Source organism: Variovorax cryoconiti (genome assembly GCF_051216395.1).
GTDB lineage: Bacteria > Pseudomonadota > Gammaproteobacteria > Burkholderiales > Burkholderiaceae_C > Variovorax.
The window spans coordinates 17,459-31,230 of sequence record NZ_JBPJZI010000004.1 but is presented as its reverse complement, the minus strand read 5'-3'; the positions used below and the strand labels follow the sequence as shown (position 1 = coordinate 31,230).

Annotated in this window: 13 protein-coding genes; 3 read left to right on the top strand and 10 right to left on the bottom strand. The window is 68.3% G+C overall.

The window, feature by feature from the left end:
* The first annotated feature begins 145 nt into the window (after positions 1-145).
* Complete coding sequence (gene purT / locus ACSFA2_RS11860) at positions 146-1,351, top strand: formate-dependent phosphoribosylglycinamide formyltransferase (RefSeq protein WP_435455537.1); 1,206 nt, start codon at positions 146-148, stop codon at positions 1,349-1,351.
* Between the two features lie 60 nt (positions 1,352-1,411).
* Here purT and ACSFA2_RS11855 read toward each other — a convergent pair whose 3' ends face one another.
* From ACSFA2_RS11855 to ACSFA2_RS11845, 3 genes are all read right to left on the bottom strand, one after another.
* Entirely contained in the window at positions 1,412-2,923 is a 1,512-nt protein-coding gene (locus ACSFA2_RS11855) for a tripartite tricarboxylate transporter permease (RefSeq protein WP_435455536.1), read from the bottom strand.
* Positions 2,924-2,936: 13 nt separating this feature from the next.
* Positions 2,937-3,425, bottom strand: coding sequence for a tripartite tricarboxylate transporter TctB family protein (locus ACSFA2_RS11850; protein ID WP_435455535.1), 489 nt, complete (start codon positions 3,423-3,425; stop codon positions 2,937-2,939).
* Positions 3,426-3,609: 184 nt separating this feature from the next.
* Positions 3,610-4,032 (bottom strand): RNA recognition motif domain-containing protein, encoded by a 423-nt coding sequence (locus tag ACSFA2_RS11845; protein ID WP_435448880.1) that lies wholly within the window; start codon positions 4,030-4,032, stop codon positions 3,610-3,612.
* 304 nt (positions 4,033-4,336) lie between these two features.
* On the opposite strand from ACSFA2_RS11845, the gene ACSFA2_RS11840 reads away from it, so the two are divergent.
* Positions 4,337-5,590: a DEAD/DEAH box helicase gene (locus ACSFA2_RS11840; RefSeq protein ID WP_435455534.1), complete on the top strand. Its 1,254-nt coding sequence runs from the start codon at positions 4,337-4,339 to the stop codon at positions 5,588-5,590.
* 3 nt (positions 5,591-5,593) lie between these two features.
* Here ACSFA2_RS11840 and ACSFA2_RS11835 read toward each other — a convergent pair whose 3' ends face one another.
* Together ACSFA2_RS11835 and ACSFA2_RS11830 are read right to left on the bottom strand one after the other, a co-directional pair.
* The gene (locus tag ACSFA2_RS11835; RefSeq protein WP_435455883.1) at positions 5,594-6,355 is read right to left on the bottom strand and encodes an ABC transporter permease; all 762 of its coding nucleotides are present in this window, start codon (positions 6,353-6,355) and stop codon (positions 5,594-5,596) included.
* Positions 6,356-6,401: 46 nt separating this feature from the next.
* Complete coding sequence (locus tag ACSFA2_RS11830; RefSeq protein WP_435455882.1) at positions 6,402-7,352, bottom strand: ATP-binding cassette domain-containing protein; 951 nt, start codon at positions 7,350-7,352, stop codon at positions 6,402-6,404.
* A 149-nt stretch (positions 7,353-7,501) separates the two neighbouring features.
* Here ACSFA2_RS11830 and ACSFA2_RS11825 point away from each other — a divergent pair, with 149 nt between their 5' ends.
* A complete protein-coding gene (locus ACSFA2_RS11825) occupies positions 7,502-8,767 on the top strand; it encodes a D-amino acid dehydrogenase (protein ID WP_435455533.1) in 1,266 nt (421 codons plus the stop codon).
* On the opposite strand, the gene ACSFA2_RS11820 is transcribed toward ACSFA2_RS11825, so the two are convergent.
* The 5 genes from ACSFA2_RS11820 to ACSFA2_RS11800 all read right to left on the bottom strand — a co-directional run bounded on the left by ACSFA2_RS11820 (position 8,758) and on the right by ACSFA2_RS11800 (position 13,770).
* Complete coding sequence (locus tag ACSFA2_RS11820) at positions 8,758-8,991, bottom strand: DUF3820 family protein (protein WP_435455532.1); 234 nt, start codon at positions 8,989-8,991, stop codon at positions 8,758-8,760. The two genes, ACSFA2_RS11825 and ACSFA2_RS11820, sit on opposite strands and share 10 nt — an antisense overlap.
* Positions 8,992-9,001: 10 nt before the next feature.
* Positions 9,002-9,361: a translation initiation factor Sui1 gene (locus ACSFA2_RS11815; protein WP_435455531.1), complete on the bottom strand. Its 360-nt coding sequence runs from the start codon at positions 9,359-9,361 to the stop codon at positions 9,002-9,004.
* Complete coding sequence (locus ACSFA2_RS11810; RefSeq protein WP_435455530.1) at positions 9,358-11,595, bottom strand: ATP-binding protein; 2,238 nt, start codon at positions 11,593-11,595, stop codon at positions 9,358-9,360. Before ACSFA2_RS11810 ends, ACSFA2_RS11815 begins: the two co-directional genes overlap by 4 nt.
* Positions 11,592-12,149 carry a biliverdin-producing heme oxygenase gene (locus ACSFA2_RS11805; protein WP_435455529.1) on the bottom strand — a complete coding sequence of 186 codons (558 nt, stop codon included), beginning with the start codon at positions 12,147-12,149 and terminating at the stop codon, positions 11,592-11,594. The genes ACSFA2_RS11810 and ACSFA2_RS11805 overlap by 4 nt, the downstream gene beginning before the upstream one ends.
* 136 nt (positions 12,150-12,285) lie before the next feature.
* The gene (locus ACSFA2_RS11800) at positions 12,286-13,770 is read right to left on the bottom strand and encodes an AMP nucleosidase (protein WP_435455528.1); all 1,485 of its coding nucleotides are present in this window, start codon (positions 13,768-13,770) and stop codon (positions 12,286-12,288) included.
* Between the last annotated feature and the right edge of the window lie 2 nt (positions 13,771-13,772).

Genomic DNA, 13,772 nt, shown 5'->3' with positions numbered 1-13,772 from the left:
GAAATGGGGAGGGCGGGCGTACCCGCACGATGCCGGACATTGTGTCGCAGCGCGGCGTGCAAACGTTGTGCCGCAGCCGACAACGCAGGTGGCGGGGCGGGTGGATTAAAGTGCCCGGTTTTCCAGTCCCCTCGGAGCGCTTTTCATGACGACCCCCCTCGGCACCCCCCTGTCCCCCCACGCCACCCGCGTGATGCTGCTCGGCTCCGGCGAGCTCGGCAAGGAGGTACTGATTGCGCTGCAGCGACTGGGCGTGGAGACCATCGCGGTCGACCGCTACGAGAACGCGCCGGGCCAGCAGGTCGCGCACCACGCGCGCACCATCACGATGAGCGACCCGGCGCAGCTCAAGGCGCTGATCGAGGCCGAGAAGCCGCATCTGGTGGTGCCGGAGATCGAGGCCATCGCCACGCCGATGCTGCAGGCGCTGGAAGACGCCGGCACCGTGCGCGTGATTCCGACCGCCCGCGCGGCGCGCCTCACGATGGACCGAGAAGGCATTCGCCGCCTGGCGGCCGAGACGCTGGGCGTGCCGACGAGTCCGTACAAGTTCTGCGATTCGCTGGAAGAATTGCAGGCGGCGATCGATGCCGGCATCGGTTATCCGTGCATCGTCAAGCCGGTGATGAGCAGCTCCGGCAAGGGTCAGAGCAAGATCGACGGCCCGGCCGACGTGAAGAAGGCGTGGGACTATGCGATGGCCGGCGGCCGTGTGAGCCATGGCCGCGTGATCGTCGAAGGCTTCATCGACTTCGACTACGAGATCACGCTGCTGACCGTGCGCGCGCTCGACGGCAAAGCCGCTGTGCAAACGCAGTTTTGCGAGCCCATCGGGCACGTGCAGGTCAGCGGCGACTATGTCGAGAGCTGGCAGCCGCACCCGATGTCGCCGGTGGCGCTGAAGAAGGCCCAGCAGATCGCCAAGGCGGTGACCGACGACCTCGGTGGCCAGGGCCTGTTCGGCGTCGAGCTCTTCGTGAAGGGCGAAGAGGTCTGGTTCAGCGAAGTCAGCCCGCGCCCGCATGACACCGGCATGGTGACGATGGCGACGCAGTGGCAGAACGAGTTCGAGCTGCATGCCCGCGCCATCCTCGGTCTACCTGTGGACACCACGCTCAAGAGCGCCGGCGCCAGCGCCGTGATCTACGGCGGCGTCGACGCCACCGGCATCGTCTTCGACGGCGTGGCCGAGGCGCTGCAGGTGCACGGCGTGGACATCCGCCTCTTCGGCAAGCCTGAGAGCTTCGTCAAGCGCCGCATGGGCGTGGCGCTGGCGCATGCGGCCGACATCGACACCGCGCGCACCAACGCCAAGGAAGCCGCCTCGCGCGTGAAGCCCCGCACGGCATAGAGCACGGCGCCCAAAAGCAGAAAGCCGCCCGAGGGCGGCTTTCTTTTTGGCGCGAAGAACTTACTCCTCTACAAACGCTTCCTCGCGCTTCGCCTTGATCGACGGCAGCAGCACGATGCCCAGCAGCAGGCACGCCGCCACCAGTAGGCCGGCCGACAGCGGCCGCGTGACGAACACGCTCCAGGTGCCGCGCGACAGCAGCAGCGCGCGGCGCAGGTTCTCTTCCATCATCGGCCCGAGGATGAAGCCCAGCAGCAGCGGGGCGGGCTCGGTCTTGAGCTTCAGGAAGATATAGCCGATCACGCCGAAGATGGCGACCATCCATACGTCGAAGGTGTTGTTGTTGGTCGAGTACACGCCGACCGCACAGAACAGCACGATGGCCGGGAACAGGAACTTGTAGGGCACCGTCAGCAGCTTGATCCACATGCCGATCAGCGGCAGGTTCAGGATCACCAGCATGGCGTTGCCGATCCACATCGAGGCGATCAGGCCCCAGAACAGTTCCGGGTTGCTGGTCATGACCTGCGGGCCGGGCTGGATGTTGTGGATGGTCATCGCGCCGACCATCAGCGCCATCACGGCATTGGGCGGAATGCCCAGCGTCAGCAGCGGGATGAAGGAGGTCTGCGCACCGGCGTTGTTGGCCGACTCGGGCGATGCCACGCCGCGGATGTTGCCCTTGCCGAAAGGCACTTCGCCGGGGCTCATCTTGATCTTCTTCTCGAGCGCGTAGGCCGCGAAGGCTGCCAGCAAGGCGCCGCCGCCTGGCAGGATGCCCAGGGCCGAACCGAGTGCGGTGCCGCGCAGCACGGCTGGGGCCATGCGCTTGAAGTCGTCCTTCGTGGGGAACAGGCCCTTCACGTTGGCGGTGAACACCTCGCGCTCGTCATCGGGCTGCGACAGGTTGCCGATGATTTCGCCGTAGCCGAACACGCCCATGGCGATCACCACGAAGCCGATGCCGTCGGTGAGTTCGGGGATGTCGAAGCTGAAGCGCGCCACGCCGGAGTTCACGTCGGTGCCGACGATGCCCAGCAGCAGGCCCAGCACGATCATCGCGACCGCCTTGAGCAGCGAGCCCGAGGCCAGCACCACCGCGCCGATCAGGCCCAGCGTCATCAGCGAGAAGTACTCGGCGGGGCCGAACTTGAAGGCCAGTTCCGTCAGCGGTGGCGCGAAGGCGGCAAGGATGAGCGTGCCGACGCAACCGGCGAAGAAGGAGCCCAGGCCGGCGGCGGCGAGCGCAGGGCCCGCCCGGCCTTGCCGCGCCATCTGGTAGCCGTCGATGCAGGTGACCACCGACGACGATTCGCCCGGCAGGTTCACCAGGATGGCGGTGGTCGAGCCGCCGTACTGCGCGCCGTAGTAGATGCCGGCCAGCATGATCAGCGCCGACACAGGTGGCAGCGCGTACGTGGCGGGCAGCAGCATTGCGATGGTCGCGACCGGGCCGATGCCGGGGAGCACGCCGATCAGCGTGCCCAGGATGCAACCGACCAGGCAGTACAGCAGGTTGGTGAAGGTAAAGGCGACGCCGAAGCCGATCGCCAGGTTGTGGAACAGTTCCATGTCGTGTGTCTCCTCAGCCCGAAATGAAGGTCGGCCAGACCTGGATCTGCAGCTTGAGGGCCCAGATGAACGCGATGTAGCTGCCCACGGCGAGGATGGTGGCGAGCACCAGCACGTCGCGCAGCTTGAAATGCTCGCCGGCAAGGCTCGCGATGATGGTGAGCGCGTAGATCGCGATGATCAGCCCCATGGCCGGCAGGCCGATGCTCGGCAGGCCGCCCAGCAGCACGCCGAAGGCGACGTTGGCGGCGATCACGAAGAACAGCGGCTTCCAGGCCCACTTGCCGATCTTTCCGCCGTCGGCCGTCTCGACAACCAGTGCCTGGAAGATGATCAGCAAACCCAGCACGGCCAGCAGAATGCCCAGCATGAGCGGGAAGTACCCGGGCCCCATGCGGGCGCCATCCCCGATGTTGTAAGTGGTGGCGCCGACCGCGAAGGTGGCGCCGACGGCAGTGAACATGACCCCCGAAAAGAAGTCAGCCTGACTCTTGATTCCCATTGTCTCGACCCCGTGAATTGGAGGCGTGAGGGTCGTTGGTTGCGCCTGACTTCTGGCTGACGACGAGGCTAAGCAGTAACGCGTAGCGCCTCGTACGGGTATCCGATAGGCTGCTTAAAAGAGAGGCAATCGGAACGCAAAAAAGGCTCCCGAAGGAGCCTTTTCTTGTGAGGTGCGAGAGGGCTTAGTAGCCGCCGCGGCCACCGCCGCCACCGCCGCCGTAACCACCACCGCCGCCACCGCCGCTACGGCCACCGCCGCCGCCGCCGTAACCGCCGCCACCACCACCGCCGCCGTAGCCGCCACCACCGCCGCCGCCACTGCGACCGCCGCCGAAGCCGCCGCCAGCAGGACGGGGTTCCATCGGACGGGCTTCGTTCACGGTGAGTGCACGGCCGTCGAGGGAGTGGCCGTTCAGGCCTTCAATGGCAGCCAGCGCTTCAGCGTCGGTGCCCATTTCCACGAAGCCGAAGCCCTTGGAGCGGCCGGTTTCGCGTTCCATCATGACCTTGGCGCTGGTCACAGCACCGAACTCGCCGAAGGCTTGTTCCAGATCGTTGTCGCGGATGGAGTAGGACAGATTGCCTACGTACAGTTTTTTGCCCATGGAGGGACTCCTAATTCAAACCAAAATAACAAAGCGATGGAGTCCCAGAATCACAACTGACTGAAAAGCGCTGTGGCGCGAAACTGACCTATCACCGTTCACGTCCCGACGGATGCCCGTCTGGAACGCTCACGCATTGTCGTTCACTCCAGCCCTTTTAGGGAAAAAGCTTTCGTTACACGTGAATAAAGTGCGGAGCGGCTGTCGGTAACCGTTCGCGGCGAGGGCGCTGGCTATCCTTCCCGGCTGCCGCGGCGCGCTGTGCGCCCGCCTTTTTTCTGCCTCATCTCGATCGTTTCGCCGCATGCCATTCACTGCCTTGGGCCTCATTTCTCCTCTGGCGCAAGCCGCTGCCGGACGGGGTTATGCCGTGCCCACACCGATCCAGCGCGAGGCCATCCCGGCGGTGCTGGCGGGGCGCGACGTCCTGGCGTCGGCGCAGACGGGTTCCGGGAAGACGGCAGCGTATGCCCTTCCATTGCTGCAGGGATTGTTGGATCGTCACCACGAAAAAACACGCCATCCGCGTGCGTTGGTGCTCGTTCCCACGCGCGAACTGGCGCAACAGGTGGGCGAAACCCTGCGGGAACTGACCAGCGGCCTGCCCGAAGCGCTGCGCATTGCAGTGGTTTTCGGGGGCGTCTCCATCAATCCGCAACTCATGGGTTTGCGAGGCGGGGCCGACCTGGTGGTCGCCACGCCGGGCCGGCTGATCGACCTGATCGCCCACAACGCGCTGCGGCTGGGCAGCGTGGCGACGCTGGTGCTGGACGAGGCCGATCGGCTGCTCGACCTGGGCTTTTCCGAAGAGCTGGGGCGCATCCTCGAGCAACTGCCGGAGCGGCGGCAGACGCTGCTGTTCTCGGCGACCTTCCCGCCGGCGATTGCCGCATTGGCCACCTCGGCGCTGCGCGACCCGCTGCGCATCGACGTGCCGGCCGAGCCCGAAACCGCCCCCGACATCGCCCAGCGCGCCATCGAAGTCGACCCGTCGCGCCGCACGCAACTGCTCGCCAAGCTGGTGAAGGACGAGGCCTGGCCGCGTGTGCTGGTCTTCGTCGCGACCAAGCATGCGGCCGAGATCGTGGCCGACAAGCTGCGCAAGACCGGGCTGGAGGCCGAGCCCTTCCATGGCGTGTTGAGCCAGGGCAAGCGCAGCCAGGTGCTGACCGACTTCAAGGCTTCCCGCGTGCAGGTGGTGGTCGCCACCGACCTGGCGGCGCGCGGCATCGACGTGGTCCAGTTGCCGGCGGTGGTGAACTACGACCTGCCGCGCTCGGCGGTCGACCATGTGCATCGCATCGGGCGCACCGGCCGTGCCGGCGAAAGCGGTGTGGCGGTCAGCTTCGTCAGCGCCGAGACCGAGGCGCACTTCCGCCTGATCGAGAAGCGCCAGGGCGCAAAGGTGCCGCGCGAGCAGATCGCCGGTTTCGAGCCCGCGCCGCCGGCCGAACTGGCGCCGGGGGCCGTGGCGCCGTCGGGCAACGGGGGCATCAAGGGCAAGCGCCCGAGCAAGAAGGACAAGCTGCGCGCGGCCGCCGCCGGCAAGTCCTCTTGAGCGTCAGGCCCTGAAGCGGCGCCGCGTCAGCGCCAGCGCGACCCAGAACGCGACCACCGCATAGACGGCCAGCACGAGCCCGTGGCGCAGCGCGTCGCTCGGCCACTGGTCCATGAAGAGCGGGCGCACCAGCGCGACGGCGTTGGTCAACGGCAGCCAGGCCGCCAGGGTTCGCACGAAGCCCGGCAACTGATCCAGCGGGAAGAACACGCCCGACAGGAACATCATGGGCGTCATGAAGAGCGTGAAGTAGTAGGTGAAGAAGTCGTAGCCCTTGGCGAGCGCGTTGAAGATCAGCGCGATCGACGAGAAGGTGATGCCCGAACCCACCAGCACTGCCCACGCGACGACCAGCTTGGGACTGTGGCTGATGCCCAATGCGAGCATCACGGCCAGGATCGCCGTCACCGTGAAGATCGCCTTGAAGGCGGCCCACAGCATCTCGGCCAGCACCACGTCGTCGAGCCCGATGGGCGCGTTCATGATGCCGTCCCAGGTCTTCTGCACGTGCATGCGCGAGAAGGCCGAGTACAGGGCCTCGAAGCTCGCGGCGTTCATCGCGCTCATGCAGATCGAACCACTCGCGAGGAACAGGATGTAGGGCACCTTGGTGCCGTTGACCTCGACCTGGCCGACCAGCGCGCCCATGCCGTAGCCGAAGGCCACCAGCCAGATCAGCGGCTCGGCGATGTTGCCGATGAGGCTGGGGATCGCCAGCTTGCGCCACACCAGCCAGTTCCGCAGAAACACCGGCCACCAGCGCATCGAGAGCGTGGGGGGGCGCCAGACAGAGGGCGTGGAATGCGTCGCTTCAGCCGTCTTCACGAATCTGCCTCCCGGTGAGCTTCAGGAACAGGTCTTCCAGGTTGGCCGGGCGATGGAAGGTGCGCAGCCCGCCACGCTGCGTCAATGCGTCGAGCAGCCGCCGCGCGTCCTGCGTGTAGAAGAACACCGTCTCGCCGCTGACCTCGATGCGGGCGGCCAGCGGTGCCAGGTCGGGCGCGCCGGCCAGTTCGAGCGCGCCGTTGCCGTAGACCTCGACCACGTCGGGCTCGAGGTGCTCGGCGATCAGGTCGCGCGGCCGGCCCTCGGCGATCTTGCGGCCGTGGTCGAGCACCAGCAAGCGCGTGCACAGGCGCTCGGCCTCGTCCATGAAGTGCGTGGTCAGCAGGATCGACTTGCCGCGCTGCAGCAGCACCTGCAGCCGCTCCCACATCAGGTGGCGCGCCTGCGGGTCGAGCCCGGTGGTGGGCTCGTCGAGCATCAGCAGCCTGGGGTCGTTGACCAGCGCGCGCGCCAGCGACAGCCGTCGCTTCATGCCACCCGACAGCTCGCCCGGTTTGGCGGCCGCCTTGTGCGTGAGCGCGGCGAATTCCAGCAGTTCGGGGATGCGTGGCGCGATCTCTGCACGGCGAAAGCCGAAGTAGCGGCCGTAGACCATCAGGTTCTCGGCGCAGCTGAAATCGGGGTCGAGCGTGTCGAACTGGGTCACCACGCCGAGCTGCGCCTTGATGGCCAGGGCATCGCGCGGCATCTGCAGCGCGCCACCGCCGCCGAAGTAGCTGATGTCGCCGTCATCGGGCGTCGTGAGGCCCAGGCACATGCGCAGGGTGGTCGTCTTGCCGGCGCCGTTGGGGCCGATGACACCGAGGCATTCGCCGGGCGCGATCTCGAAGGACAGGTCGTCGACGACGGTTGTCTCTCCATAGCGCTTGCGCAGGTGCCGGACCTGAAGGAGGGGTGCGATGCTCACCGGCCGCATTGTGGGCGAAGCCGGCGGCATGCTGCGTCAGCCATGCGCGCGTACGGGGACGGAGACCGGGCCCATTCCTTGCAGCCAGCCCATGGCACGAGATGCATGAAAAGGACGCGCCGATCCGGCGCGCCGACAACACACGAGGAGCGGGTGGCATGAAGGTTCTGGTTCTGGGCAGCGGTGTCATCGGGGTGAGTTCGGCCTACCAGCTGGCGCTGGCGGGGCACGAGGTGACGGTGGTCGACCGCCAGCCCGCCGCGGCGATGGAGACCAGCTACGGCAATGCCGGCGAGGTGTCGCCCGGCTATTCGTCGCCCTGGGCTGGGCCCGGCGTGCCACTGAAGGCGGTTAAGTGGCTGCTGATGCACCACCGCCCGCTGGTGATCCGCCCGCAGCTCGACCTGGCGCTGGTCCGCTGGGGGTTCTCGATGCTGCGCAACTGCACCAGCGCCCGCTACGACATCAACAAGAGCCGCATGGTGCGGCTGGCCGAGTACAGCCGCGATTGCCTGAAGGCGCTGCGGGCGCAGACCGGCATCCGCTACGACGAGCGCATGCAGGGCACGCTGCAACTCTTTCGCACGCAGGCGCAGCTCGACGGCACCGCCGCCGACATCGCCGTGCTGCAGCGCGACGGCGTGCCCTTCGAACTGCTCGACCGCGACGGCTGCATCCGGCACGAGCCCGCGCTCGCCGCGGTGCGCGAGAAGTTCGTCGGCGGCCTGCTGCTGCCGGGTGACGAGACCGGCGACTGCTTCAAGTTCACCCAGCGGCTGGCGGCGATGGCGGCCGACCTGGGCGTGCGCTTTCGCTACGGCGTGCAGATCCGCCGGTTCGACGGCACGGTGGCGTCCATCGACGGCGTCGTGACCGATGCCGGCACGTTGAAGGCCGACGCGTACCTGGTCGCGCTCGGCAGCCATTCGCCGCTGCTGCTCAAGGACGTGGGCATCCGCATCCCGGTCTACCCGGTCAAGGGCTACTCGATCACCGTGCCCATCGTCGATGCGGCCGGCGCGCCCGAATCGACCGTGATGGACGAGACGCACAAGGTCGCGGTCACGCGCCTGGGCGACCGCATACGCGTCGGCGGCACCGCCGAGCTCGCGGGCTACACGCTCAAGCTGCACGAGGCGCGCCGCCAGACGCTGGCGCATGTGGTGTCCGATTTGTTCCCGGGCGGCGGTGACCTGTCGCGCGCCGAGTTCTGGTGCGGCCTGCGTCCGATGACGCCCGACGGCACCCCCATCCTCGGCGCCACGCGCTTTCCCAACCTGTTCCTGGCGACCGGCCACGGCACGCTGGGTTGGACGATGGCTGCCGGCACCGGGCGCGTGATCGCCGACGTGATGTCCGGCCAGCCGGCGGCCATCGACATGGATGGCCTGACCGTGGCGCGCTACCCGAACGCCTACCGCTGAGCGGCGCCGGCGCTGCCGTTGCGCAGCGGCGCGAGCAGCGGCTTCAGGCCGTTGTGGTCGATCTCGTGCATCAGCTGCAGCAGCCGGCCGATCTCGCCCTTGGGAAAGCCCTCGCGGGCGAACCAGGTGAGGTAGTTGCCGGGCAGGTCGGCGATCAGCGTGCCCTTGTACTTGCCGAAGGGCATCTGCAGGGTGACGAGGCGCTGGAGGTCTTCCGGGTTCATCGCACCGAGCCTACCCGCCTGCGCGCTTGACCGTCAGGCCCTGCTTCTGCAGCGCGGCGACCACGGTATCGCGGTGGTCGCCCTGGATCTCGATCACGCCGTCTTTCACCGTGCCGCCCGAACCGCAGTTCGCCTTGAGCTGCTTGGCGAGTGCGGTCAGCGCATCGGCCGCGAGCGGCACGCCGCGCACCAGCGTCACGCCCTTGCCCTTGCGGCCCTTGGTGTCGAGCGACACGCGCACGATGCCATCGCCCTTCGGCGCCGCGGCCATGGCCTTGCAGCGGCAGTCGGCGGCCGCCTGCCGGCAGTCGGGGCACACGCGGCCTTTGTCGGTGGAATAGACCAGGCGGCTGGAGGATGCGGGTGTCATGCGGCGGAGGAGGACAGGTCGGGGGCGGCAGGCGCCAGCGGCACCCGCACGCTGAAGACAACGCAGGGCTCGGCGTAGCGGTAGACGATGGTGCCGCCATGCGCTTGGACGATGGCATGCGCGATGTACAGCCCCAGGCCCAGGCCACTGCGGTTGCGCGGGTTGGCATGGTCGCGCCGCTTGAAGGCGTTGAACAGCTGCGGCTCGACATCGGCCGGGATCGGCGGGCTGACGTTGCTCACCTCGAACATCGCCTGGCCGCCGTGCGCGGCGAGCTGCACGCGGATCGCCGCGCCGGGGGCGCCGTGGTGACGGGCGTTGCTCACGAGGTTGGTGAAGACCTGTGCCATGCGGTCGCCGTCGACCTGCGCCATCAGGCGGTCCGGCGCCTCGCGTGCCACGTTGACGCCAGGGTGCGCCAGGCGCATCTCGTCGAGGAGGTCGTCGAGCAACAGGGTCAGGTCCACCTCGCCGTGCCGGATTTCGACGCCGCTGCCGGCCTGCAGCCGCGACATGTCGAGCACCTGCCCGATCATCCGCGCCATGCGCGTGCTCGACGCCTGGATGCGCTGGCCCATGCGGCTGCCGGTGCTGGCGCCGACGCCGTCGCGCTCGGCCTCCTTGCCGAGCAGGCGCGCGGCCATGGCGATCGACTGCAGCGGGTCGCGCAGGTCGTGGCCCAGCATGGCCATCAGCTCGGTGCGGCCGCGTGCGATCTCGGCCAGGCGTGCGGAGCGGGCGCGCAGCAGTTCGTCCAGCAGGCGGCGGCCGAACTCGAGGTCGTTGGCGTCCCACGGCACCGAGGTGTCGCGCACCGTCTCCCGCCAGACATCGAACGAGCCGCGCGGCGTGAGGCGCGGGCCGAGCGGGCCGACCCTGTAGGTCTTCTCGGGGTGGCCGCCCCAGTCGATGGTCTCGATCTGTTCCTTGCGCAGCAGCACGAGCCAGCCGTGGGCGGCGGGGTCGAAGGACAGCGCCAGCACCCCGCACCAGACCCCCGGGCCACCGGCCAGCGCGGGCGCGAGCTGCTTGAGCGACGCGGTCGACAGCAGGTGGCCGGCCGGCGCCTGCGCCGCGTCGAGCCACGCGATGAGCTGGACGGCGAAGTCGTGCGGCACGTCGCCTTCGACATGCAGCTTCGACTCCTCCGCGATGATCGCCGCCTGCGCCTGGAAGGCGACGATCAGGTCCTTCGCCTTGTCGACCAGCGCCGACGCGGTGTCGTCGGCATGCAGGGCCGCTTCGATCAGGCGGGTACGCAGTTCCGCCGCGTCGGCGCTGCGCCGTGCCTGCTCGCCGGCCGCCAGGCTCTGCACATGCGCCGCGAGGATCTGCGCCAGCACGTCGCAGGCCATGCGCACCGAATACGGCACCTGCAGCGGCCCCATGTGGTGACAGGCCAGCATGCCCCAGAGCTGGCCGCTGACGACGATCGAGATGCTCATCGACGCGCCCACGCCCATGTTCTGCAGGTACTCGATGTGGATCGGCGACACGCTGCGCAGCACGCTGTGGCTCATGTCCAGCGGGCGCTGGACGTCCGGCGCCTGTTCGACCGGCACCGGCGCTGCATGCACGTCGGCGATCAGCCGCAGCGTGTTGACCACGTAGAGCCGCCGCGCCTGCGCCGGGATGTCGCTGGCCGGATAGCGGCGGCCCAGGAAGGGCTCGAGCGTCTCGGCGCGGTCTTCGGCGACCACGTCGCCGCTGTCGTCATGGCGGAAGCGGTAGCCCATCACGCGGTCGAAGCCGGTCAGCTGGCGCACCGCGCCGACGGCGAAATCCATCAGGCTCGCGATCGACTTCTGGCGCTTGAGCCGCTCCATGGCGCGGTGCGCCTTCAGGGCGAAATCGGCTTTCACATCGGCACCTGCGGGGCGCAGCTCGAACTCGGCGACCGCCAACCCGCCGCTGTGGTGCACCACCAGGTCGAACACCTGGCCGTTGAGCCGCACCTCGCTGCTGGCGGGCACGCCGTCGGTCGCGTCCGTGCCGTCGAGCAGTTCGTTGAGGGCGTCGTGGACGGCCTCGTCGCCCTCGAAATGCAATGCGCTGAACGCATCGCCCACCGCAGGTGCCGAGGCGCCGAGCAGCGCGCGCAGGTTGGTGCTGACGTGGACCACGCGGCGGTCGGTGCCCAGTGCCAGCATCGCGCCATGCGACTGGATCCGCCCCGGGATATGGATCGGCTCGCGGGCGCAGTTGTCGAGGTTGATCGGCAGCGTCGCGCTCATTGAAGGCGCTCCGTCTCGCGGTGGCAGGCCAACAGCGTCTCGAAGGCGTGGACGGCACCGTCGCAGGCGCTGCGCATCTCGGCCGGCCCGAGTGCTTGTGCACGCAGCTGCGCGATGAAGGCCTTCCAGTGCGCGCCGGTCTGGTCGCCAGCGCCCTGCAGGTAGTTCAGCGGATGCGGCGCCAGGCGCTCGGCGAGCTGGCGGTACAGCACGCGGCCGCCCAGGCGCGAGCCTTCGAGGACGTACGAGACGCCCCACACGAACGCCGGGCTGCGTGGCGTGCGTGGCATGTGCAGGGTGGGTGTCCGCTCGTGGGGCGGCAGCAGCGCCTCGCAGGCGTTCAGATCGCCGGCCAGCTGTTCGCGGTGCGAGTCCAATGCCGGCGGTGCGGGCTCGATGCGCGCCAGCTGCTGCAGCCAGTCATTCAGCACGCGAAGGTGCGACCGGTAGTCCGCCAGGCTCGGCGACGCTCGCGCGAGCGGCAGGCACCGATCCACCTGCGCGTGCAGGGGGGCGGTGGCCTGACGCAGGGCATCGAGGATGTCGGATTCCAAGGGCGTGGACTGAAGGGGTGAAGGGTGAGCGCGGCGATCGTTGGAGCCAGAGCCAACAGCGCCCACCGCCCAGGAACGATAGCCTACGCCGATATGTCAAAAGACACCGGCTCACCGTGCAAAAGCGGCAGTGTTTTTATTGGAACGCGACTTCCGCGAAGCTGCGCAGCTTGCGGCTGTGCAGCCGGCTCGAGCCTTCGGCGCGCAGGATCTCGATGGCCTTCATGCCGATGCGCAGGTGCTGCTCGACCCGCTCGCGGTAGAAATGGTTGGCCATGCCCGGCAGCTTGATCTCGCCGTGCAGCGGCTTGTCGGACACGCACAGCAACGTGCCGTAGGGCACCCGGAAGCGGAAGCCGTTGGCCGCGATGGTCGCGCTTTCCATGTCGAGCGCCACGGCACGGCTCTGGCTGAAGCGGCGCTGCGGCTCGTTCTGCGGCAGCAACTCCCAGTTGCGGTTGTCGGTGCTGGCCACGGTGCCGGTGCGCATGATGGTCTTCAGGTCGGGGCCGCTGATCTGCGTGACCTCTTCCACCGCCTTCTCCAGCGCCAGCTGGATCTCGGCCAGCGCCGGGATCGGCACCCACAGCGGCAGTTCCTCGTCGAGCACATGGTCCTCGCGCACGTAGGCGTGGGCCAGCACGTAGTCGCCCAGCTGCTGGCTGTTGCGCAGGCCCGCGCAGTGGCCCAGCATCATCCAGGCGTGCGGGCGCAGCACGGCAATGTGGTCGGTGATGGTCTTGGCGTTCGACGGGCCGACGCCGATGTTCACCATCGTGATGCCGGCGCGGTCTTCGCGCACCAGGTGGTAGGCCGGCATCTGCGGCAGCCGCGGCGGCGCGATGCCCCCTTCGGGGCCGTCGTAGCCGCTGCGGTAGGTGGTGACGTTGCCCGGCTCGATGAAGGCGACGTAGGGGCTGTCGGGGTTCGCCATTTCCTTGTGGCCGAGCGCCACGAACTCGTCGATGTAGAACTGGTAGTTGGTGAACAGCACGAAGTTCTGGAACCACTCCGGCGCCGTGCCCGTGTAGTGGCGCAGCCGGTGCAGCGAGTAGTCCACCCGTGCGCCGGTGAAGAGCGCCAGCGGCTGCGGCTCGCCCGCCTTCGGCTCGTAGGTGCCGTTGGCGATGCCGTCGTCCATCGCGGCCAGGTCGGGCAGGTCGAACACGTCGCGCATCAGGGCGCGGCGCTCGGCGTTCATCGTGCCCTCGATGTGGTCGTTCTCGGCGAAGGAGAAGTGAATGGGAATCGGCTGCGTCGCCGTGCCGATCTCGAGCTCGACGCCATGGTTCTCCAGCAGCAGGCGAAACTGCTCCAGGTAGTAGCGGTGGAACAGGTCGGGCCGCGTCAGCGTGGTCTCGTAGCGGCCCGGCCCCGCGACGAAGCCGTAGCTCAGGCCGGCGGTGGTCGGCGGGCTCTGGCGCGAGACGGTGTGCGTGTGCACCCGCACGAAGGGGTAGCAGGCGCGCACCCGGCCCGGCAGTGTTTCGCCCGCCACGAAGCGCAGCATCGAGTCCCGCAGGTGCGCCAATGCCTGCTGGTAGATCTTCTGCACCTGTGCCAGCGCGGCGGCAGCATCGGTGAAGCGGGCGGGGGCGACGAATGGCGGCATGTAGGGCATGG

Excerpts from the sequence above, each read along its gene's own strand:
- purT (WP_435455537.1), top strand. The coding sequence starts at position 146 with ATGACGACCCCCCTCGGCACCCCCCTGTCCCCCCACGCCACCCGCGTG.
- ACSFA2_RS11855 (WP_435455536.1), bottom strand. The coding sequence starts at position 2,923 with ATGGAACTGTTCCACAACCTGGCGATCGGCTTCGGCGTCGCCTTTACC.
- ACSFA2_RS11850 (WP_435455535.1), bottom strand. The coding sequence starts at position 3,425 with ATGGGAATCAAGAGTCAGGCTGACTTCTTTTCGGGGGTCATGTTCACT.
- ACSFA2_RS11845 (WP_435448880.1), bottom strand. The coding sequence starts at position 4,032 with ATGGGCAAAAAACTGTACGTAGGCAATCTGTCCTACTCCATCCGCGAC.
- ACSFA2_RS11840 (WP_435455534.1), top strand. The coding sequence starts at position 4,337 with ATGCCATTCACTGCCTTGGGCCTCATTTCTCCTCTGGCGCAAGCCGCT.
- ACSFA2_RS11835 (WP_435455883.1), bottom strand. The coding sequence starts at position 6,355 with ATGCGCTGGTGGCCGGTGTTTCTGCGGAACTGGCTGGTGTGGCGCAAG.
- ACSFA2_RS11830 (WP_435455882.1), bottom strand. The coding sequence starts at position 7,352 with ATGCGGCCGGTGAGCATCGCACCCCTCCTTCAGGTCCGGCACCTGCGC.
- ACSFA2_RS11825 (WP_435455533.1), top strand. The coding sequence starts at position 7,502 with ATGAAGGTTCTGGTTCTGGGCAGCGGTGTCATCGGGGTGAGTTCGGCC.
- ACSFA2_RS11820 (WP_435455532.1), bottom strand. The coding sequence starts at position 8,991 with ATGAACCCGGAAGACCTCCAGCGCCTCGTCACCCTGCAGATGCCCTTC.
- ACSFA2_RS11815 (WP_435455531.1), bottom strand. The coding sequence starts at position 9,361 with ATGACACCCGCATCCTCCAGCCGCCTGGTCTATTCCACCGACAAAGGC.
- ACSFA2_RS11810 (WP_435455530.1), bottom strand. The coding sequence starts at position 11,595 with ATGAGCGCGACGCTGCCGATCAACCTCGACAACTGCGCCCGCGAGCCG.
- ACSFA2_RS11800 (WP_435455528.1), bottom strand. The coding sequence starts at position 13,770 with ATGCCCTACATGCCGCCATTCGTCGCCCCCGCCCGCTTCACCGATGCT.